Origin of the sequence: Vibrio sp. 10N.286.49.B3, from assembly GCF_002873395.1 — a bacterium.
Taxonomy (GTDB): Bacteria; Pseudomonadota; Gammaproteobacteria; order Enterobacterales; family Vibrionaceae; genus Vibrio.
Window position 1 is genome coordinate 185,228 of the sequence record NZ_MCUV01000024.1, and the last position, 21,248, is coordinate 206,475.

Annotated in this window: 15 protein-coding genes; 8 read left to right on the forward strand and 7 right to left on the reverse strand. The window is 40.6% G+C overall.

Annotated features, from left to right (window positions below; all coding sequences use genetic code 11):
• The first annotated feature begins 89 nt into the window (after positions 1-89).
• A complete protein-coding gene (locus BCU68_RS09410; protein ID WP_102564516.1) occupies positions 90-3,170 on the forward strand; it encodes a GH116 family glycosyl hydrolase in 3,081 nt (1,026 codons plus the stop codon).
• A 150-nt stretch (positions 3,171-3,320) separates the two neighbouring features.
• Positions 3,321-4,343 carry a LacI family DNA-binding transcriptional regulator gene (locus BCU68_RS09415; RefSeq protein WP_102564517.1) on the forward strand — a complete coding sequence of 341 codons (1,023 nt, stop codon included), beginning with the start codon at positions 3,321-3,323 and terminating at the stop codon, positions 4,341-4,343.
• Between the two features lie 125 nt (positions 4,344-4,468).
• On the opposite strand, the gene BCU68_RS09420 is transcribed toward BCU68_RS09415, so the two are convergent.
• The 5 genes from BCU68_RS09420 to BCU68_RS17220 all read right to left on the reverse strand — a co-directional run bounded on the left by BCU68_RS09420 (position 4,469) and on the right by BCU68_RS17220 (position 8,770).
• On the reverse strand, positions 4,469-4,720 hold the full coding sequence (locus BCU68_RS09420; protein ID WP_102564518.1) for a hypothetical protein: 252 nt from the start codon (positions 4,718-4,720) through the stop codon (positions 4,469-4,471).
• Positions 4,721-4,763: 43 nt separating this feature from the next.
• Positions 4,764-5,957 (reverse strand): MFS transporter, encoded by a 1,194-nt coding sequence (locus BCU68_RS09425; RefSeq protein ID WP_102564519.1) that lies wholly within the window; start codon positions 5,955-5,957, stop codon positions 4,764-4,766.
• A 185-nt stretch (positions 5,958-6,142) separates the two neighbouring features.
• Positions 6,143-6,799: a nitroreductase family protein gene (locus tag BCU68_RS09430; protein WP_102564520.1), complete on the reverse strand. Its 657-nt coding sequence runs from the start codon at positions 6,797-6,799 to the stop codon at positions 6,143-6,145.
• A gap of 132 nt (positions 6,800-6,931) precedes the next feature.
• Positions 6,932-7,696: a hypothetical protein gene (locus BCU68_RS09435; protein WP_102564521.1), complete on the reverse strand. Its 765-nt coding sequence runs from the start codon at positions 7,694-7,696 to the stop codon at positions 6,932-6,934.
• 207 nt (positions 7,697-7,903) lie between these two features.
• A complete protein-coding gene (locus tag BCU68_RS17220) occupies positions 7,904-8,770 on the reverse strand; it encodes a WYL domain-containing protein (RefSeq protein WP_102564522.1) in 867 nt (288 codons plus the stop codon).
• 275 nt (positions 8,771-9,045) lie between these two features.
• On the opposite strand from BCU68_RS17220, the gene BCU68_RS09445 reads away from it, so the two are divergent.
• From BCU68_RS09445 to BCU68_RS09460, 4 genes are all read left to right on the forward strand, one after another.
• Positions 9,046-12,813: an ATP-binding protein gene (locus BCU68_RS09445; RefSeq protein WP_102564523.1), complete on the forward strand. Its 3,768-nt coding sequence runs from the start codon at positions 9,046-9,048 to the stop codon at positions 12,811-12,813.
• On the forward strand, positions 12,810-13,451 hold the full coding sequence (locus BCU68_RS09450; RefSeq protein ID WP_102564524.1) for a hypothetical protein: 642 nt from the start codon (positions 12,810-12,812) through the stop codon (positions 13,449-13,451). Before BCU68_RS09445 ends, BCU68_RS09450 begins: the two co-directional genes overlap by 4 nt.
• Entirely contained in the window at positions 13,452-14,690 is a 1,239-nt protein-coding gene (locus BCU68_RS09455; protein WP_102564525.1) for a hypothetical protein, read from the forward strand. It abuts the gene before it with no gap.
• A 230-nt stretch (positions 14,691-14,920) separates the two neighbouring features.
• Positions 14,921-15,550 (forward strand): hypothetical protein, encoded by a 630-nt coding sequence (locus BCU68_RS09460; protein ID WP_102564526.1) that lies wholly within the window; start codon positions 14,921-14,923, stop codon positions 15,548-15,550.
• 122 nt (positions 15,551-15,672) lie between these two features.
• Here the strand turns inward: BCU68_RS09460 and gcvP are convergent, their stop codons facing one another.
• Both gcvP and gcvH read right to left on the reverse strand, forming a co-directional pair.
• The gene (gene gcvP, locus BCU68_RS09465; protein ID WP_102564527.1) at positions 15,673-18,552 is read right to left on the reverse strand and encodes an aminomethyl-transferring glycine dehydrogenase; all 2,880 of its coding nucleotides are present in this window, start codon (positions 18,550-18,552) and stop codon (positions 15,673-15,675) included.
• A gap of 4 nt (positions 18,553-18,556) precedes the next feature.
• Positions 18,557-18,937, reverse strand: coding sequence for a glycine cleavage system protein GcvH (gene gcvH / locus BCU68_RS09470; RefSeq protein WP_102564528.1), 381 nt, complete (start codon positions 18,935-18,937; stop codon positions 18,557-18,559).
• Between the two features lie 267 nt (positions 18,938-19,204).
• Between gcvH and BCU68_RS09475 the strand changes: the two genes are divergently transcribed.
• Entirely contained in the window at positions 19,205-19,828 is a 624-nt protein-coding gene (locus BCU68_RS09475; protein WP_102564529.1) for an XRE family transcriptional regulator, read from the forward strand.
• Between the two features lie 208 nt (positions 19,829-20,036).
• Positions 20,037-21,167, forward strand: coding sequence for a glycine cleavage system aminomethyltransferase GcvT (gene gcvT, locus BCU68_RS09480; RefSeq protein WP_102564530.1), 1,131 nt, complete (start codon positions 20,037-20,039; stop codon positions 21,165-21,167).
• Positions 21,168-21,248 lie beyond the last annotated feature (81 nt).

The following is a 21,248-nucleotide window of genomic DNA, read 5'->3' on the forward strand; positions in this document are numbered from 1 at the left end:
GTGCGCCTCTTATTTCATCAAATTAAGCGTGATTAAGATTTTTTCAGATATTAACAAGCAAATTAAAATATTCAATATCGGTGACTACTATGAATAATGGAATTCCATACACAAGTTATAAAGGTTGTGCTAAGTCACTTTGTTCGAAAGGTGATGCAATAGAATTTATACAACCTTGGTATACTCCAATATCAACAACCCCTGAAAATACTGGTATGGCAGTTGGTGGGATTGGGAGCGCATTTACGTTAACACCAAATGGTGATACTCCTAATTTCAGTTTTATTCCTGGAATTTTTATTGATAATGAAAGCTCTGATATCCAGTTAAATGATTTTTATATTTCTCGAGCCTATCTTCCTTGTATTAAGCGCCTTGAAATCGCTAATATTGCCGAGATCAAACAGTTTTCAACTTATTACCCAGCGATATTTTCTGGGCAGGTAATTAGTGATATTGCCGATGAAAGTGTACTCGATGTTATTAAAGCGAGTATTCAATCGGGGCAATTCTATATTGATAATGCCGATAATTTTAAGCGATGGAACGTCGACTTTTCGGACAAAACTCAAGAATTAATTCTTAATAACCCACATTCGGTCGATACTCTATTGCTGGTGGCGATTGAGTTTTTTGATGGGCTATTAATTAATAACTCCACAGAATCAATGAGTTTAGTTGCTAATAGGAAAGGGAATATTCAGTCAGTCAGTTCTGATAACATTGACTATCGTGCCTTATATCCAATGGCTGAATATCAATACCACTGCTTTGACTCGGTAAACGTGTCGCGAAAAGTAGTGTCACCGATAGTTAAAGATGATAAGCATCTCTGCTCTTTGCCTATGCACTGGAATCATTTTGAACTGGAAAATAGCTCCGATACCACACAGGTCATTACGCTGGTTCAACCGTTAACTAATTTACTCGGTGCAACTTATCAAAAAGGGCGAGATGGTGTTCAAGATTCAGCATGCCATTTAACTTTAAACCCAATTTCTCAGCATCACAAACCAATAAAAATATCCGATGATCAATGTCTATTTTCAGGTGTTAGTTTAGCGACTCAATCACCGTATGCGAGTGATATTGAAGGTGAGATGGTTTACGGTGTTCAAGCTAATAGTACCCTGATCAGAAACGGTAAAATTTCTATTACGACTAAACCGATGACTTATACCACTAAGGTTGAGAAACAGGTGATTCATGCACTCAATACTGGGCGAACGAGTCAGTGGTTTGAGCGTGGGATTTACAGTGGGCGCGAAAGTTTGAGCGCTTTAGTGTGTGTGAAGGTGGAGCTTGATCCTCAAGAAAAAATAGAACTACGTTTTGCCCAAGTCATGGACCACGCAAAGATTCTACTTAATGGTTGGCAGTCTAATAAAGCCTATTGCCAGTATTACCAACAGCAGCAGCGAGCTGAAGCAATTTTAGAAAATACACTGCCTCAACTTTCTGTTATAGAAGAAAAAATAGTAAAGCAGCAACAGGATTTTTTAGTAGAAACAACGAAGAATATTAGCGATGAAAGTATGGCGCTGCACTTTGCGACAACAGCAATGAATACTTTGTCATTCCTCTCAGAAGCGACGGTATGGGATGTTGAAGATAAGTTCTTAGTGAAAGAGTGTGTCGATTACCCATTCTTTAATTCACTTGATGTTTACTTTTATGGCTCATTCTCTCTAATGTATTTGCTACCAGAGCTTGATGGCTGTGTGATGAAAGAGTTTGCTAAAGCGATTTTAGCCGCAGACAACACTAAGCGTCGATATTGGGAATATGAAGATAAGCCTTATGCAGAGCTTGTCGATAAAAAATACGAAGGTATCCGTGCTGCTCGTGGGGCAGTCATACATGATTTAGGCAGTCCATTTGATATACAGCCAGACGCCTACAGTTGGCATAATGTTAAAGAATGGAAAGATCTAGCGCCAAAATATATTTTAATGGTTTACCGTCATTATCATCTAACGGGTGATCTTGATGTTGTAAAAGCATGTTGGCCAGCAGTACAAGAGAGCATTGAATTTCTCTCACAGCTCATTGAGGAAGGGGATACACTTCCACTCACTCGCGGTACGGATGATACGTTTGATAACTTATCTTCACATGGTATTTCTATCTATTGCGGCAGCTTGTGGGCAGCAGGTTTGAAAGCCGCTGGTGAAATCGCTTTGCTTGTGGATGAGTGTAGTGTGGCAGATCAATACCAAGAGGCATCACGAGCAGCGCTTGAAACGGTAGAAGAGAGCTTGTGGGATGAAGAGCGAGGGTACTACCATTTCTTTATGACACCAGTGCAAGCTAAGCACCTGACAGGGCACAGCTATGAAGCATTAGAGCACCTAGGTTTAGTGCTTACTGGTGATCAAGTCAGTGATAAAAATGCGCTCAACCGCTACCTAAACAGTGCTGCTCAAGATGGTGATATATCCAAAGCCGATATTCGAGTACAAATGAAAAAAGATCTGGTTGAGCTTGCCCCTGGCGCATTCACTGCCGAGTTTTCAGATCTTGTTCATGACTCCGATAATAGCTTTGGCGATGCATTGTTAGCGGATACTTATCTGAAGTTGGTTGGCTTAGAGGGTTTATTTAGCCACGAACGAATCACGCGCAGCTTAGCCTACACCTATCATTATAATTTTGAAGTTAATAGCCCTAAGCTAGGTGTCGCCAATATGACCTTAGCGGATGGATCACCTCATGATGCATTTCAAGCGCAAGATGTTTGGATTGGTGTGCAATACAGCGTAGCAACAGCGATGAAGCTAGCTGGAGAACAAGAGCAAGCAGAAGTATTAATGGGCACGTTATACACGGCATTGTACGAATATGCCAAGATCCCATTTGCCGCTCCAGAAGGGTTTAATTGCTCTGTTGCCATTGATAGTCATTCTTTGACGCAAGAGTTTGGGATCACGATTGAGCAAAGTTTACGTTGGTTAAATTTATTGAAATCATCACAGTGTTTATTGAGTGATGGGCGTGTGAATCCTCACTTTCCAACTTGTATTGATGAGTTTAGTCAGCGGGTAGGAGGTGTTGTAGGTCGAGCTTATTTAGCCGATTTACATGTGTGGGTACAAAGTATTGGTCTTAAATATACGGCAGGCAGATACTTTAGACCTGGGATGATTTTCTCATATGTATATAACATTTAAGTACAAGCTGTAACAATGCTCAGAAGATGGAACTGCACACCGCTGTAGTTTCATCTTCATGTCTCAGTTTAGTTATAGATGAATTGAGAATAGATCAACATTACTATACTTTTTCACGTAAATAATGGAACTATCTGGAATGCTTCTCTAATGACGAATAAAACAAAATCTCCTACGGTTTATGACGTTGCAAAACTAGCAGGTGTTTCACCAAGTACGGTATCACGTTTTTTAAATAGAACAACGTATGTATCTGATGATAAAAGCCAAAATATTGAGCATGCGATTAAAACACTCGGTTACAAGCCGAACTATTCAATGCAGCAAGGTGCTAATCGTCGCTCAATGACAATTGGTGTTTTGATCCAGCATCCTGATAGCCCTTATACCAGTCGCATTCTTAATGACATGGAAAAAACCTTAATCGCTCAAGGTTACTCTTTGGTGATCGCTACGGGTCACTGGCAAAAGAATTTAGAGGTTCATGCACTGGAATATTTAGCAAAATCGAATGTTGATGGTGTCATTATTGTCACAGGTAATATCACCAATGAAGAGATAACAAAATACGCAAAAAACATTCCCGTCGTTGCCGTTGGCTATAACATAACAGGCGAGAAAATATGTTCGATTAATATTGATAATGAGCTAGGTGGCTACATGGCAACATTGCACCTTTTACAACAAGGTCATTGTAATATTGCCCATATTAAAGGCTTATCCACTCAACCTGATTCAGGTGCTCGTTTTGAGGGTTACAAAAAAGCCTTACAGGAAGCTGGTATTAAAATCTTACCGAAACTGATTAAACAAGGGGATTTTAGTAGTGAAGTTGGCTATGAAAAAACGATTGAATTAATTGACTCTAAAGTGCACTTCTCTGCGCTATTTGCTGCCAATGATCAAACCGCTTATGGGGCGATGAAAGCATTAAGAGATAGAGGCTATCGAGTTCCAGAAGATGTATCCGTTATCGGCTTTGATGATTTGCCCACTTCTGAATATATGACACCGGCACTGACAACGCTGCGCCAACCCATTGAAGAAATAGGCACGATGTGTTCGAAATCGATGATGAACCTATTAAATAATGAAAATAATGAAACACGTATACCACCAATCGAGTTGGTTGTACGAGGTTCTACAGCATCACAATTTCGTAAATTAAGTTAATGACTCGTTCTATTGATGGTCACTGATATTAAAAGCGCTTAGAAATAGACATGGATAGTTATTCCTAAGCGCAGCTTTAAACACACTAAAGTTAAACCGCTAATCAATACAACCGTTATTTCTTTTTAGTCACTTTGTTGTGATAGTCGTATTAAATCAGCGGGCAAGTAGTGCTCGGCTTCTTGTCCTTTAGCGATACAATCAATCACTTTTAGCCCTTTCATATCACCAAACTCTGTCTTTAAGTAGGCTCTAAAGGCTTGTTCATTTGGCCACTTTCCGCGCACCATATACCCATCATCTTGATTAAAATCTTCAGTTTCAAAAAATGAAAAGTCCGTCATACCAATATTATGGCAATACAAAACAAGATACATAGCTATCCTCTAAGGTAAAAATATGAATAAGCGTTTTTTCATCTTATAGCTCAATTTTTCTATCTCTTGCCGCAAGAGTCGCAAATACAGTACAAGCGAGCGCAATAGTTGCAATAATTAAAATGGGTATGAGCCATGACTCTGTTTGAGTGTGCATTTTACCAATCAGTGTTGGTCCCGTTGCTGCTAATGCATAACCTATCCCTTGTGACATACCAGATAAAGAAGCGGCCTGACCACTATTTGACGTTCTTAAGCCAATAAATGAGAGGACAATAATAAAAGTAGAGCAGTTGGCTAACCCAAATAGTCCCACCCAAAAGATGGCATAGCTAGGAAGTAGAAGTAGACCGACAAGCCCAATAAAGACCCCAGAGGCACAAATAGCGACTAACCGTTGTTGGTTATTGGTTCGCGCTAATATTGGCAGCAATAATAGGCCAGGGATCATGGTTGAGAATTGTAAAAAGCCATAAATATAGCCAGCATCAATTTCACTATAGCCAAGATCGTTGAGAATTTTTGGTAACCAACCTGCGAAAGAGTAGAAGGTAAATGAGTTCAAACCCAGTGCAAGCGTGACCTGCCAAGCGATGCTATTTTTCAGCAAGGCTTTCATTGATACTGTTTTTTCTTCAGGGCGGTTTACCGCAACTTTTGAAGGGCGCTTAGTTATTCTAGGTAACCAGATACTTAGAGCTAAAATGGGCAAGAGTAAGTTGATCAGTAGCGCTAATTGCCAGCCAGATAAGGTAAAAATAGTGAGTTCAGAAAAAGGCACCATTAAACTTGAACTGAAGGTAGAACCAGCACCCATCGTAAAGATATAAAGTGAAGTGACCGTTGCAATGCGTGCCGGGAAAGTCAACTTCACGACGACAGGTAGCAAGACATTACCAATCGCGATACCGATGCCAATTAGGATGGTTCCTATATAAAGAGCAGGTAAGAGCCCCGATGAGCGTAGCACAATACCAGTAGTGATCATCAATAGCGCAACTACCAAGCTTGGTTCTAAGCCAATACGTTGTGATATTTTGCTGACGATGGGTGAAAAAATAGCAAAAGTAATCAGAGGTAGAGCCGTTAAAAAGCCGGCAGCAGAGGCGTTTAAATCAAAATAATCCATTATCTGTGTTAGCACTGGCGCTAAACTGGTAAATGGAGCCCTAAGATTGAGTGCTAAAAATAAAATGCCCAAAAAGACAATGATGTTGATACGAAGAGAACGGCTCATATGTGGTTCTTTTTAGACTTTAGTGAATGAGTATCTAGCGTACAGGGCATTGATATGAGATACAATTTTAAATGGTATCCTTTCTTTGTTAATACACTGCCTTAGCTGAACTGGTAACGCGATGAATGATAGAATGTGCATTGGAAAGGAGAGGTTATTTAAGTGCTAAATAACCTCATGGATATCTACAGAATTGTTAAGACTTGCTCACGATCTAAGCGTGATTTTGGTAAAGCAGCGTTATAATCTTCAGTCGGGTGGTGATAACCGATAGCAAGAGCAACATCGCATTGGTAGCCTGCTAGCTCTTCAGCAAATACTTGACCAATCAGTTCACTATCAATACCTTCCATCGTTGTCGAATCGATATTAAGACGAGCTAAGGTATGCAGTATATTGCCAAGTGCGATGTAGGTTTGTGCTTTTGTCCATGCTGCAGTATTCCCTTCAGGACCTGTATTTTGTTCAGCAAAGGCAAACCCTCCAAATGCGGCTTCACGGTTTTCAGGGGCAATACGACCATCTTCAATCCCTTTATCGACAACAAGCGCATAATCTTCGCGTGTGTAGGCTGTATTATGGGCAAAAAGTATAATATGTGATGCGGCCATAATGTGCGGCTGATTAAATTGGTGTTTATTAGCAAAAGTGGCATCCATGCGTTTTTTTGCTGCATCGCTTTCGATAACAATAAACTTCCATGGTTGTGAGTTTATTGAGGATGCCGATAAACGCAGCGCTTCATAAATCACCTCAAGATCTTCACTAGCGATCTTTTTTGATGGGTCATAGCGTTTAGCGGTATAGCGCTGTTTAAGATCTTGAATAATAGGGTGGTCCATAACTTAATTCCTTGTTTTTACGATGCGAGTGACAGTGATGATAAACAATAGTCACCGTGGATCAAAGTAGGTTGAATTAAAACTGAGATTTAAGGTTAGACCCCCATATATAGTAAAACTAGAGTCTAATAATTAATTTAAAGCAGCCCCACCAAATACCACAAGTGTATTTTCTAACTCTATCGTAGTCGCTAACTGGTATCCGAAAGGCATTTCTTTTATAGTAAGAATTCCAGTGGAGTGTTCATCTGTTGCACAATTAGATGATAAAACTTGAATATCATAAATACTCTGCTCTGAACTACTAAGACCAGAGTCTGAAGCAACAGCGGTTACATTGCACCCTGTGGTATTATAGTTTTGAATTGTAAATTTACGATCACCTAAGTACTCATATGAAGCAGAACTACTACCATGGTCTGTGTAGTTCATATTAAGCAAGGTATGATCATTTTTTGTATCTTCAGTAGGAAAATACATAAAAAGGTCAGATAGATTGATGTTAAGTTCAGGAATACTGAATTTGAATGGTAGAATTTCTCCGAAATCACCACCAGTTCGTGGAATGCTTAGTGTTGCAGCAAACTTTTGTGTTCTAGATGAATCATGAAGATATAACTCATGATCGATTGCGCCGCCTTCATTAGAAACAACAGTATATCCAGTTAAACCCAATAACGAATCTCCACTATGACCCACAATCATCGTACCGTTCTTTGTTAGCGTTACGCTGAACGGAAAATCACTATTTTCTACATATAGGCCATAATCACTACGGGTAGAGTTGCCACCTTCAGTTCCATCACTTGAACTGCTACCACAACCAACCAATGTTGTTGCTAAAAACATCATAGTTGCATATTTTGATTTAATTTTCATTCCTTTGCCTACTTCCATTTAAAATCAATAGTTTAACAGTAAACTTTACTATTGCTAAATTAAAAGTCTCTCGTTCTGTAACAGTATGTAAATTCTGGAGTGTTACTGACAAAAAATAGACAAACCAGGGGCTGTCGGTAACATTAGTACTTCTAGAATGAAGTTTTCCGCAGATTTCAATACTAGGTGCTTGCCACCCTAAATAGTCAAGATCAGTGATTTGATTTATCGGCTTCCCGTTATAAAGCCAGGCACTAAAGCCTGAATAGAATCTATATTTTCTAGCTCGTGCCTATTCATCAACTGCAAGTTGAAAGCATGTGGTGGCAAAGAAACATCGGGCGTGCAGTCTACGTGAAGATCATTGAGCACGTAGCCAGCTAACGCTTCGTTGATTGTAATGTTTCGCACATATTGACCTTCCATACCAAGATCAATGGCTAAGTCATTTCTATTTTCATGCTTAGAGTGAGGTGCAACACTTAGGACGACATCACGGTTCCAAAGAGAATCGTCCTTTATAGTCATGTCGTATGAGCTGTCAGTTTGCTCAGCCTTAAGAATTCGACTGATTCTAAAGCAAAGGAATTTACGTCTTTTACTATCCCAAGCACGGATGTGCCAAGCCCCGAGTCCTTTGAATATAGAATGAGGCGTAAGAGTTCTAGTTACGGTGCTAGTAGAGGAGCTGTACAGGACAGAAATACAGTGTTTATTCAGGATCGATCTTGTGACTTGAGAGACGATATCAATTGATAGCGAATCTAACACTGTCGAGAAGCTGCTTACGCCATAAGTTGTTACTGGAATTGAGTTTAGCTCCTGACCCCACGCGATTAACCTCAGGGCGGCTTCTGGGTCATGCTCAAAAGCAGGACTAAACGATCCTGACCTTATATATGCTCGTAGGCTGTCGTTGAAAATAGTGTTTTCGGGAAAACGTTTCTTGTAAGCGTTAAAAGAGCGGCTTGCTGTAGCAACGGCAATATCACCGTGCTGAATAAGGTCGGAACGATTCACTTTCCCAAAGAAGCAAAGATAGAAATCAATAAGCCTTAGTCGTTTTATTTGTGGAGATTCAACACAACGCACAATGATTACCCTTATCAAAATGAACTGTACTAATTTACTCTAACGAATCATTTGATACCAGTGTAATATGGCATCTGTTGATTATTTGACCACTAGTAGGCACGTTACACTCGGCTCTTATGGGTGTTGAGGTATTTCTCTTTTTAAATGTGTTTTTTAACTCTGGTGGAAACTGGAAGCACAAATAACGGACTCATTTAATGGCCGCCGAGCCAATAAGTTTGTTGCAAATCATTCACTAGCCGAGGGGTTGAGAATATCTCTACCACACTGTAATGAAAGAAATAAATAAAACTGAAACGAAAAGTTCAAAATTACTAGGAATAGTTCTTTTTCACTCATTTATCCCAGGGAAGTTATTCAAGGTCAAAGCTATTGGGCATAGCAACAATACAGGTGATAACGGGGCTGGCAAGTCAACTTTATTAAGCTTATTACCCGCGTTCTATGGAGCCGATCCAAGTAAGCTGGTGGATAGACAAGCGGATAAAGTTTCCTTTGTTGATTACTATTTGCCGACCCCGAAATCTGTCATCGTTTTCGAATATGAAAAGCTTGGTGAGAAAAAGTGCTCTGTAATGTATAGGAATGGCTCCAGTGTCGCTTATCGATTTTTGACAGGAACCGCTGAACAATTGTTTTCTCAGCATTTGTACGACGAGCTAATTAAGCAAGGAAGTGAAACTCGAACATGGCTTAAAAACCTTGTGTCTCAGTCAATGTCAGTAAGTTCGCAAATTGAAACTAGTGTCGATTACCGCTCAGTAATTCTAAACAATAAAAAGCGTTTGGTCCAAAGACGTAGTGCGGGTAAAAACTTAGTTGCAATCGCCCATGAGTACTCGTTGTGTTCTGCGAGCCATAACATGAATCATATCGACATTTTGACGGCGACAATGATGCGCCACAAGAAAATGTTGAGTCGTTTTAAGACGATGATTGTGGACTGTTTCTTGAACAATACATCGATGGACGATGTTCCATATAAGAAAGAGTATATCAACCTAGCAAATAGCCTAGATGTGTTTGTTCAACTAGACATTAAAAAGGGCAAGTTCGATGAAGCAGTTGCAAGTAAAGACAGCCTTTATGAGTACATCAAGCAACTAAACTCCTATCGAGCTCAAATCGCTTTTTATCTGCGTCAACTGGCATTAAATGACACTCAGTTGTCAGATAAGGTTCGTTCGCAGAAGGAGTTGCACGGCTCTCTGGTCAGTGAGAGGAAAGATAGACTTCAAAAGCTTGATGCTGAGTTAAGCATCCATCGGACTGAGTTTGAAAGGAAATCCAAAGTAGTTGATGCTATTTACAATAAGCGTGACAAGTACGAGAACGAGGATGATATTTTAGGGAAAATCACGCTTTACAATAGTTTGAGTGACTTGCTGAAGGAAGCGGAATCTGCAAAGAAACATTACGACAACTTACTGGAAGACGTAGAAACAGAAGAAAGTACGTTTACCAGTCAGGTACAAAAACTGGAACTCGAATGTGCTGATTTCCGCTCCCGTAAGCAACAAGAAATCAATAGCATACTTAAAAATAAGGAAGAGATACTCGAGCAAAAAACCGACCGTTTAGAGGCGATGCAGAGTGACCTCAACCTTCAAAAGAAAAAGTTGCAAGATGAGTTCGATGACCAGTCTGAAAAGATAAGACAAGAACAATTTCGACTTGCAACTCTAGAAGGGCAATCCCTAGAGTTCACACCAGAACAAAAAGGCGAATTACGCAGTCTGGAAAGTGATCTTGAGAGTAAGCGTGAAAAACTTAATGCTTCTCAAAATGCAGTAATTCATTTGAATGAGCAGCTACGTCAGGCAGAGAAAAATCATGAGAGCAGTCTTTCTACTTACCACGAATGTACTAGCGAATTAAAAAAAATTTCAGATGAAATAGCTTGTGTAAGTCGTACATTGTTGCCTGCAAAAGGATCGCTCAACGAGTACTTAGATCAAAAAGTGCCTGATTGGCGCGGCAATATAGGCAAAGTAATTACTCCTAGTTTGTTAAATGCGAAAAACTTGAAACCATTTTTCGACCCAGAAGCTACGGAGTCGATTTTTGGTCTCCATTTAGATCTGGATTTAATCACACTTCCTGATTTCTGCCTGAGTGAAGAGAAGCTTTCAGAGCGATTGGATACTCTAAAAATCAAGGAGTCAGAAGTAGAAGTTCGGCAAGGTAAAGCGAAGAGTAGAGCCAAAAGTGATGAGCAAGAAGCAGATAGGCTTCAAAAAGAAATAAAAATTCAAAGTCAAAGAACAATAGTCTTTGAGGAAGAACAGAACAAGCTCAATCTCCTAAAGGATCAAAAGATTGTCCAGTTTGAAAGTGATGCTGAAAGTCGAACATCCGAAGTTAAGAAACAGAAAAGCGTACTAGAGTCGCAATTTTTCGCCATCAAGTCTGAGCTGAAAGAAAAACTTGAAAACGAAGAACAGCGCCATCAACAGGAGCGTGTTCAGGTAAAAGCAAATTTCGACTATCGTTTGTCAGAAGAAGACGCGAAAAAAATTGCTATTGATGATCTGATTAAAAATAAAGAAAAGATAACTTCAGACAGAGTTAGTGACTACAAGTTAGCGTTCAACCAGGCGTTGATGAATAAAGGAGTGGATCCAGTCAGCATCGAAAGAGCCAAGTTCAAGTGGGAATCCCTCGAACGCCAATGTGAGGAAATAAAAACATTTCAAGCTTTAATTATCGACTACCACACTTGGCTCGAAGCAGAATGGAAATATATTGATACTTATAGTTCTGAGAAGCTGGATTTAGAGCGACAGATCGCGAGAGGAGTTGCAAAGAGAAACGATTATGAAAAATCGGTGGGCAGAAAAATCGATGACGTAGCGACTTCAATTAAATTGGATGAACAGGAGCTAATTTCAGTCAAGGAGGCTATAGGGCAGCTTACAACTTGTACCAATAACTTGGAAAAAGCAGTCGATGAATCAGATTTAGCTAGCTTAGAAGATGTATCTGTAGATTTAGAGTTTCATTCTGTTGAGCATGCCGTAAGTCTAGTGACAGACAAAATAACTGCTATTAACACGCTCAAGAAAGAAATCGTTAGTAAAGTAAAAGATGTAAGTAACACAATCTTAGGACTGGATGACAACAATGAAATAAAAATGATGTGGGAACAGATGCGCTCTGCGACCATGACGAAGCTTTCAGAAAACTATGACTATGCTATTAACTACGATAGCCCTCAATTTTCCCTTGCTTGCTTGGGAGACCTTGAAGAGCTTGTCCTTAACGTGATTCCAGATGTTAGGGACGTTAAAATTGAAGCTCTTCGTTCAATTTCGACTCAGGTTTCTAACTACCACCAAACCCTTAAACAGGTGAATAGTAAAGTAGATTCAGTTTCAACCACTCTGGATAAGTCGATTGAAACAGGCAATCCTTTTCCTGCTATCGACAGCATACACATTAAGCTATCAAGCAAGATCCATACTTTTGATCTTTGGAAAGACCTCAATCTCTTTAGTGTCGAGTTGGATAGATGGTCTGGCGAAACCTTAAGAGGTCTACCTTCCAAAGCGTTTCTTGCTTCTTTCAAGCAATTGTTGGCTTCATTTAAAGAGGCTCAGATATCTAAAAACCTAGAGTCTTTGGTCGAGATGGAGATAACGATTGTTGAGAATGGACGCCCAGCGGTGGTTCGAAATGATGAAGATTTGGAAAAGGTCGGCTCCGAAGGGATTTCCAAACTAGCTATTATCGTCGTTTTCTGTGGAATGACTCGATTCTTGTGCCAGGATGAAGACGTTGTTATTCACTGGCCACTAGATGAATTAGGGAAAATCTCTATTTCTAACCTGGCTATTTTATTCGACATGATGGCTCAAAAAGGTATTTGCTTGTTCACTGCTCAGCCAGATCTGCATCCAGCCACTTACAAATACTTCGCGACTAAAAATCACATAGTGAAGAATGTAGGTGTTAAATCATTTATTGGTGGACGTAGAAACAAAGTCAATCCATTGCTTTCTGAGTTGAAGCAAAATCAGTCTATAGAGGTAGTTGAATGAATAAGTTCGAATCGGTTTTCCGACTGCTCATGAGTAAAAAAGTGATCTGTGAGTATGCGACTCCTATTGAGTACACATATTTATCCGATACCAGAAATCGAAGTGACATGAACCAATACTTGTCTCGAATAAGTATGACAACAGTCAAAACACAAGACGGGCTAGGTTTTTACTGTGGATACGAGAACATAGATAACACACGTAAGAAAAACGAAGTTATCAAAGACTTTGAAGTTTTTTCGCAGACAATGGAAGGGATAATCGCTTGGCTAAAGCTAGCCCGAAATATTGACTCAGACTCAAGACCTATAATGGCTGGTGGGAAGCTATCGGAATCAGAGTTACTCGCAGCAATAGAGGAAAGTAACTCTCTTCAAAATCAGCTTGATCATATTGCACATAAACTAAAAAGAGCTCATAAAAGCAAAGAGAGTAAAACGAAGCTGAGGTCGATCTTAGATTACCTTGTCCAAGAAGGATACTTTGTATCTCCATCTTCAACTGGTTCTCTTTTTATTGCTACAGCGAAATGGTCGCTACTTTATGAGACTTTGGAGTTTATCGCTACTAATGAAGGGATGCTGGAAATTGAAGCTGATGCTGAAAACCAACTAGATACTCAAATGGGGTTAATTTAGATGTCTCGACAAGTAGAGTCAAAAGAAGCTGTACGAGCTCTAAGTAATCATACTGAGGCGGTCGACGAGGCTTGCTATGAGCAAGCTGGGGTACTTCATCATAGTGAAAGCAATAAGGCTGCAATCGCTGCGCTTACAAAGCATCAGTTAGCGTATAACTTAGATGATGAGTATGGAGTCCAAATCCATTCATCTGTTAAACGTTTACTGGATAGGGTGACTAGCCGTTATAGGTTTAGGGAACGTCATGGTGAGTTTTCTAATCAGATTGAAAACTTGGACTATGCCGTTAATAGTTACCGACGAGTTAAGGGTTTCAATGATGATAAAAAACAAAACTATTTAGATGAAATTCGAGAGATAACCGTCGAGATAAATGACGCCTTAGTAGAGACTGTGTCTTCTTTTCATAGGATCGTTGCGGATGAATTTAGCATGGTCACGGACGTCGATGACAAAATTCGACAAATCGGTCGATGCAAGCGTGAGATCGGTAGAATCAATGATATCTTCGAGCACTTAAGTGTAAAAAAGCTTAGGGAGTGGGTACAAACTGATATTCATCTTGAAAGAATCCTTCTTAAGGTACTTAAATCTAAAATCGATCTAGCATTGAAGGATTTAAATGTATCAAACAAAAAAATGGTCGATATGTTGGCAAAGCTTCAGGGAGATAAGAAATCGTCCAAGCTTAATCGTATTATTGATGTTTTTGCAATTAAGTTCCAAGATGACAAAACCTTCTCTCCATCCGTAGATTCAATTGAATGCTTGCCTGACTGCTTGTCTCAGATTTCGGAAACGGAAGTACGAGCCTATGGAAATACTAATAGTGAGATCCAAGCTGATGACTTAATCGATTTGGCAGTAAGGGCTCTTGTTAGCGGTGAGCGGAAGAAAGGTAAAGCTTCAGATTTAAACAGTATCGAAGTCACGGATGTTCGTGAAGATGAGGAAGAGTTTGAACTAAACGAGGTAGATGAAGCGCTAGAGTTAATGTTTGAGGCAATAAAAACCAACCCAAATATTCTCCCTCTATCTGCTGCGCAAAGTTATACATTGTTTGATCTTGATGTAGAACTAGAGGACTGGCTTTTACTGGTCGATGGGTACATTAGTGCGCAAAAAGTCGGTTTGAAGAGCATTGTCCAAATTAAGGAAGAAAGAGAAGTCGTATTACCTTATGACGGTAATGTGATAATTAGTGATATTGTTTTTGAAACAATCGGAGGTGCTTAATGATGCTATCTCTATCGCTAATTAATGCGGCTAAGAGGATTGTTGTTAATTCGAGAGAGAGGATACCTGCCAACAAGTCCAATACTGAAGTTTGCAGGCTCGTAGAAGTCGGGACTGTTAGTGGCAATTCAATGCTTTTATCTCGTTCAGAATTAAGGGAAATTGAAACGTATTTTACTTCGACATTGGGACAAAACCTTCTGACCTTTCAACAGAGTAGCAACTCTCGGATGGATACTGCACGGCCTGGTATTAGCGAGAAGTCAGCAAAAGGTGGTGTGTTTCAGCAACTCATTAGCTTAGCTGGTAATGTGAATATCCCTTTAAAGAACCAGCCAGATGTACCAAAAGAAACTAGGTATGTAGTTTCTGTAGAGTTGGATGATTTAGATTTCCAGCGTTTTAGCCGTGTGCTGATTATTGAAAATGGTGAACTTATTGTTCAATGGAGAGATGTCGTACACTCTTTACCTGAGGAATGGCAATCCGCAGTGCTCGTCTACCGTGGTCACGGAAAGAACCAAAAAGACCTGCCGATTCTGATTGAATGCTTTGACAGCAATGAAGTTAAGGTGGGTTTTTTCTATGATTACGATTCTGCTGGCTTAGATATGGTTGAGCAGCTAAGCAATGATAAACACCATTGGATTGTCCCTGTCCAAAATATGGAGTTGTTTAAAGGCATTAATAAGTCAGATGAATTTTTGAAGCAACTAAAGCAGCTTGATAGCGTCAAAAAAAGATCTGTGCCTGTATCAATACGAGAGCATTTGTACTATATAGAGACTAATTCATTAGCTATAACCCAAGAGCATTTGATCAATAATCGCTGCTCGCTAGTAACCTGTAATCTTAAGTAACTACTATGTAGAAGCTTAGTCAAATAAAAAGGCGAACCCAATGGTTCGCCTTTTGTGATACCAGTTAGTTTCCAATTCAGTTATCGGTTTCCAACTTAGTTATCTGTGATCATTAAAACATCTTACTCTGTGTATGAATCAATACTTGGGCAACTGCAGATTAAATTGCGATCGCCATAGACGTTATCAACTCGGTTTACTGTTGGCCAGTATTTTGCCATTTTTGTGGCTGGAGATGGGAAACAAGCGAGTTCGCGTGAATAAGGGCGATCCCATTCTTCACTTGCAAGATCAACTTGAGTATGAGGTGCGTTAACCAATGGATTATTCTCCAAAGACCACACTCCTTCTTTAACCGCTTTTGTTTCTTCACGAATGGCGATCATCGCTTCACAGAAACGATTCAACTCTTCTAAATCTTCCGATTCCGTTGGTTCAATCATCAGTGTGCCAGCAACAGGGAAAGACATCGTTGGAGCATGGAAGCCATAATCCATTAAACGCTTAGCAATATCTTCTTCGCTAATCCCCGTTTCATCTTTGATTGGGCGAATATCGATAATGCACTCATGAGCCACACGACCATTCGTACCACGATATAAAATAGGGTAGTGAGGACGTAAGCGCTCCATTACGTAGTTAGCGTTAAGGATGGCAACTTCGGTCGCTTTTGTTAACCCAGATTCTCCCATCATCGCAATGTAGGCCCATGAAATAGGTAGAATTGAGGCACTGCCTAAGTCAGCTGCAGAGATGGCAAAGTCAGAACCTTCAACACCATTTTCAATGTGACCAGGTAGGAAAGGAGCAAGGTGAGATTTAACACCAATTGGTCCCATACCTGGACCACCACCACCATGAGGAATACAGAATGTTTTGTGTAAGTTAAGGTGGGAAACATCAGAACCAATGAAGCCTGGGCTAGTTAAGCCAACTTGAGCATTCATATTAGCGCCATCAAGATAAACTTGACCTCCCGCTTCATGCACCATTTCACAAACAGTTTTTACCTGCTCTTCAAATACACCATGCGTTGAAGGGTAGGTGATCATGATGCTTGATAGCACCTCTTTATGCTTTTCAATCTTAGCGGCAAGATCGTTGATATCAATGTTGCCATTATCGTCACATTTTACTACAACGACTTTCATTGACACCATTGAGGCTGTCGCTGGATTCGTACCATGTGCTGAGCTAGGAATTAAACACACATTACGCTGTGCTTCGCCACGACTTGCATGGTAGCGTTGAATCGCGATTAAGCCAGCATACTCTCCTGATGCGCCAGAGTTAGGTTGTAATGAAAAATCATCATAACCAGTAATTTCACATAGCTTTTGCTTAAGATCTTGCGCGAGTACCGTGTAACCTGCCGCTTGCTCAAGAGGTGCAAAAGGATGCAAGGCACCAAACTCTGGCCAACTCACAGGGATCATTTCAGCCACAGCGTTGAGCTTCATGGTGCAACTTCCCAGCGGGATCATGCCGTGTGTTAATGAAAAGTCTTTATTTTCCAACTGCTTTAAATAACGCATCATTTGAGTTTCACTATGATGAGTATTAAAAACAGGGTGAGTTAAAAAGCGAGAAGTACGGCGACAACTTTCAGGAATCGCAGCAAATTCATTGCTAGCAATTTCAGCAGAGAGGTCAGTTATCGACAGTTCCACATCAAAAATAGCAAAGAGTTCTGCTATATCAGCTTCAGTGGTGGTTTCATCAAGACTGATACCGATTTGGTTGTCGAGCAAGCGTAAATTAATATTGGCTTGCTGAGCTTTATCAAAGTAAGTGTCAGTTTGTTGATTTGTATTGATAGTCACAGTATCAAAAAAGCTATTATGCGCCAGTTCATAGCCCGATTTTGTCAGACCAGCAGCAAGGATAGCGGTGAAGTGATGCGTGCGACGAGCAATGGTTTTCAAGCCTTCTTCACCATGGTATACGGCAAAGAAAGACGCCATATTGGCAAGTAAGGCTTGTGCCGTACAGATGTTGGATGTGGCTTTTTCACGACGAATATGTTGTTCACGCGTTTGCATTGCCATGCGAAGTGCTTGATTGCCTTTTGAATCAATCGATACCCCAATCACTCGACCTGGCATCGTACGCTTGTTTTTTTCGCGTGTTGCCATAAATGCAGCATGTGGACCGCCATAGCCCATCGGTACGCCAAAACGCTGTGATGAACCAATGACAACATCAGCGCCCATTTCACCCGCAGGTTTTAATAAAGCACTCGCTAAAAGATCCGTTGCAACGGTAACCAATGTTTTATTGGCTTGAGCGGCAGCAATGAGTTCGCTGATATCACGCACTTCACCGGTTGTTCCTGGGTATTGGATTAACGCACCAAAGACATCGTGAGAAGGCAGGGTGTCAGGCGCATCAATGACGACATCAAAACCAATATATTTGGCACGGGTCTTAATAACTTCAATCGTTTGTGGGTGAACATCATTAGCGACAAAAAAGGACTTACTTTTACTTTTTCCTGCACGCTTACATAAGGTCATTGCCTCAGCCGCTGCCGTTGCTTCATCTAACAAAGAAGCATTGGCAATATCCATCTTAGTGAGATCGATAACCATCTGCTGGAAATTCAGTAAGGCTTCTAAGCGACCTTGAGATATTTCAGGTTGGTAAGGCGTATATGCCGTGTACCAACCTGGGTTTTCAAACACATTTCGTAAAATGACATTGGGCGTGAAGGTGTTGTAGTACCCCTGACCAATGAAAGTGCGTTTGATTTGGTTTTGGTTGGCAAAACCTCTCATTGCACTAAGCATATCCGCTTCACTTTTTGGTTCAGCAAGAGACAATGGTTGCTCTAAACGAATTTGTGCTGGTAACGTCTCTTCAACCAGATCATGCAAACTTGTTGCGTTAATCGCCGCTAACATTTGTTGCTGATCGAAAGAGTTAGGTCCGTTATGACGATCAACAAACTCATGTTGGGTAGATAAGGTGCTAAGTAGTGATTGTGGTTGAAGTTGGCTCATAATATTACTCTTCCTCAATGCTGCTAAAGTACTCTTCTGCATCTTTAAGATCGTTCAATTCTGCAGAGTCACTCAGTTTTACTTTAACAATCCAACCACCTTCATAAGGTTCTTCATTGATAAGCTCTGGGCTATCTTCAAGCTCTTCGTTAATTTCGATAATCTCGCCAGTAACCGGTGCATAGATATCTGAAGCGGCTTTAACGGATTCAACAAGTGAGAAACTTTCACCTGCTTCAATTTCGTCATCGACATCAGGTAAGTCAACAAACACTACATCGCCAAGCATTTGTTGCGCATGCTCTGAAATACCGATCGTGACGGTACCGTCTCCATTGTCTTTGATCCATTCGTGGCTTTCTGCGAATTTAAGTGTGTTATCCATGAGCTAATCTCCAAAACTTTCATCAACAATTGATTGAACTAAATATATCGCCTTAACTCTAGCAAACGATTGCTAAAGGGGGTGGGCGTAAATCACATGCTGATAACATAGCGGCTGATATATAAACAATCAATAAAAAGTTTCCAATAAGAAACAATTTCTCTATTTTTACTGCTAAGTCACACTTTATGCACTTTCCTCGCTTTAATCTTAACGGTTATTTATGTAACAATGCAAAAATCAGAGTGCTATTGCCGTGAGGGATATATGTCAAAAGGCATCGATCAACCAGTATCATCTTTTCAATTAATTAAAGAGATGGGCGATCAAAATATAAAACCATTAAAACTGGGTGAGAAAATTAAAGAGATCCGCACCCAGTTAGGATTGACGTTAGAAGAAGCAAGTCAACGTACGGGGCTTGCTCGCTCAACCTTAAGTAAAATTGAGAATGAGCAGACATCGCCTACCTTCCAAGTCATGCAAAAACTGGCGCTGGGTTTAGAAATAAACATGCCACAACTATTTGATCCCCCAGTTAAAACCGCAGCTGTGGGGCGCAGAGACCTTACCCAGAAAGGAGAGGGTAAGCCACATCCGACTCCAACTTATGAGCATGAACTACTTGCAACCGCATTATCGAACAAGCGCATGATGCCGTTTAAAACTCGTGTGCATGCTCGCGATTTTAAAGAGTATGAAGGTTGGGTAAGGCATGATGGTGAGGAATTCCTGCTAGTATTATCTGGAGAAATCCTCTTTTATTCAGAATTTTATGAGCCAATTAATATGAATGAAGGTGACAGTGTTTATTATGATGCCAATATGGGGCATGCGCTTGTTTCTGTCAGTTCTGAAGATGCACACATATTGTGGGTCACCGCGAAATAAGTGAATAGATATTTTGCTCAATTCATTTTCTTTAAACGAAACCTCTAACCTATGCAGCCTGTTTTTCGCCCTTTATTATGTGTAACACTTGTTAATTTGGCGAAAAAAGGGCAGGCTTGTTTCTTATAGTGGATTTGACGATGTAGTGTCAACACCAGCCAAGGTTGCTCATTCGAGAGCAAGACTCAATAGTGAAATGGAGAACACAATGATTCAACAACTCGATCAAGATCTGCTGCAGACACCTTTGCATGCTCTGCATATTGAAGCGGGCGCAAAAATGGTGCCTTTTGCGGGTTATTCCATGCCGGTTCAATACCCTTTAGGTGTAAAGAAAGAGCATTTACACTGCCGATCGTCTGCTGGATTATTTGATGTTTCACACATGGGGCAACTGCGTCTTCATGGAGAGGAAGCAGCAAAGGCATTAGAGACCTTAGTACCTGTTGATATTGTTGACCTTCCTGTTGGTAAGCAGCGTTATGCATTTTTTACCAATCCACAAGGCGGAATACGCGATGATTTAATGGTTGCTAACCTTGGTGATCACCTTTTTGTGGTGGTGAATGCCGCTTGTAAGGCGCAGGACATTGCCCATCTACAGTTTAACCTACCTGCAGGCGTAGCCGTTGAAGTGGTTGAAAATAGAGCGTTACTTGCTTTGCAGGGACCAAAAGCGGCTGAGGTTTTAGCTCGCTTACACCCAGCAGTACAAGATATGGTTTTCATGGATGTTAAAACACTGAATATTGCCGGTGTTGAATGCATTGTTAGTCGTAGTGGCTATACCGGTGAAGATGGCTATGAAATTTCAGTACCCGAAGAGCATGCAGCATCAGTAGCTTGTCAGTTAACGGATTTCGATGAGGTTGAGTGGATTGGATTAGGAGCTCGTGATTCATTGCGCTTAGAGTGTGGATTATGCTTATACGGTCATGATTTAGATGAGACAACAACACCGGTTGAGGCGAGCCTTTTATGGGCAATCAGCCCTGTGCGTCGTGCTGGTGGAGAAAGAGAAGGTGGCTTCCCAGGTGCTGATGTCATTTTAAATCAGATTATGACTAAAGAAGTCGCTCGTAAGCGTGTCGGTCTGGTGGGTCAAACCAAAGCTCCTGTTCGTGAAGGTGTCGAGTTATTTGATGCACAAGATAATAAGGTTGGCGTCGTGACCAGTGGAACCGCAGGCCCAACGGCTGGAAAACCAGTATCAATGGCTTATGTTCATACCGATTTCGCAGCACTAGGCAGTGAAGTATTTGCTTTGGTTCGAGGCAAAAAACTGCCAATGGTCGTTGAAAAAATGCCATTTGTTGCTCAGCGTTATTATCGTGGTTAGTCGCTTTTCATCACGACTTCATGCCTAAAATAGTTGGGAGATGTCTCAATTAGGTGTATAACGTAGGTGAATTAGAACAAA

Excerpts from the sequence above, each read along its gene's own strand:
- BCU68_RS09410 (WP_102564516.1), top strand. The coding sequence starts at position 90 with ATGAATAATGGAATTCCATACACAAGTTATAAAGGTTGTGCTAAGTCA.
- BCU68_RS09415 (WP_102564517.1), top strand. The coding sequence starts at position 3,321 with ATGACGAATAAAACAAAATCTCCTACGGTTTATGACGTTGCAAAACTA.
- BCU68_RS09420 (WP_102564518.1), bottom strand. The coding sequence starts at position 4,720 with ATGTATCTTGTTTTGTATTGCCATAATATTGGTATGACGGACTTTTCA.
- BCU68_RS09425 (WP_102564519.1), bottom strand. The coding sequence starts at position 5,957 with ATGAGCCGTTCTCTTCGTATCAACATCATTGTCTTTTTGGGCATTTTA.
- BCU68_RS09430 (WP_102564520.1), bottom strand. The coding sequence starts at position 6,799 with ATGGACCACCCTATTATTCAAGATCTTAAACAGCGCTATACCGCTAAA.
- BCU68_RS09435 (WP_102564521.1), bottom strand. The coding sequence starts at position 7,696 with ATGGAAGTAGGCAAAGGAATGAAAATTAAATCAAAATATGCAACTATG.
- BCU68_RS09445 (WP_102564523.1), top strand. The coding sequence starts at position 9,046 with ATGAAAGAAATAAATAAAACTGAAACGAAAAGTTCAAAATTACTAGGA.
- BCU68_RS09450 (WP_102564524.1), top strand. The coding sequence starts at position 12,810 with ATGAATAAGTTCGAATCGGTTTTCCGACTGCTCATGAGTAAAAAAGTG.
- BCU68_RS09455 (WP_102564525.1), top strand. The coding sequence starts at position 13,452 with ATGTCTCGACAAGTAGAGTCAAAAGAAGCTGTACGAGCTCTAAGTAAT.
- BCU68_RS09460 (WP_102564526.1), top strand. The coding sequence starts at position 14,921 with ATGGATACTGCACGGCCTGGTATTAGCGAGAAGTCAGCAAAAGGTGGT.
- gcvP (WP_102564527.1), bottom strand. The coding sequence starts at position 18,552 with ATGAGCCAACTTCAACCACAATCACTACTTAGCACCTTATCTACCCAA.
- gcvH (WP_102564528.1), bottom strand. The coding sequence starts at position 18,937 with ATGGATAACACACTTAAATTCGCAGAAAGCCACGAATGGATCAAAGAC.
- BCU68_RS09475 (WP_102564529.1), top strand. The coding sequence starts at position 19,205 with ATGTCAAAAGGCATCGATCAACCAGTATCATCTTTTCAATTAATTAAA.
- gcvT (WP_102564530.1), top strand. The coding sequence starts at position 20,037 with ATGATTCAACAACTCGATCAAGATCTGCTGCAGACACCTTTGCATGCT.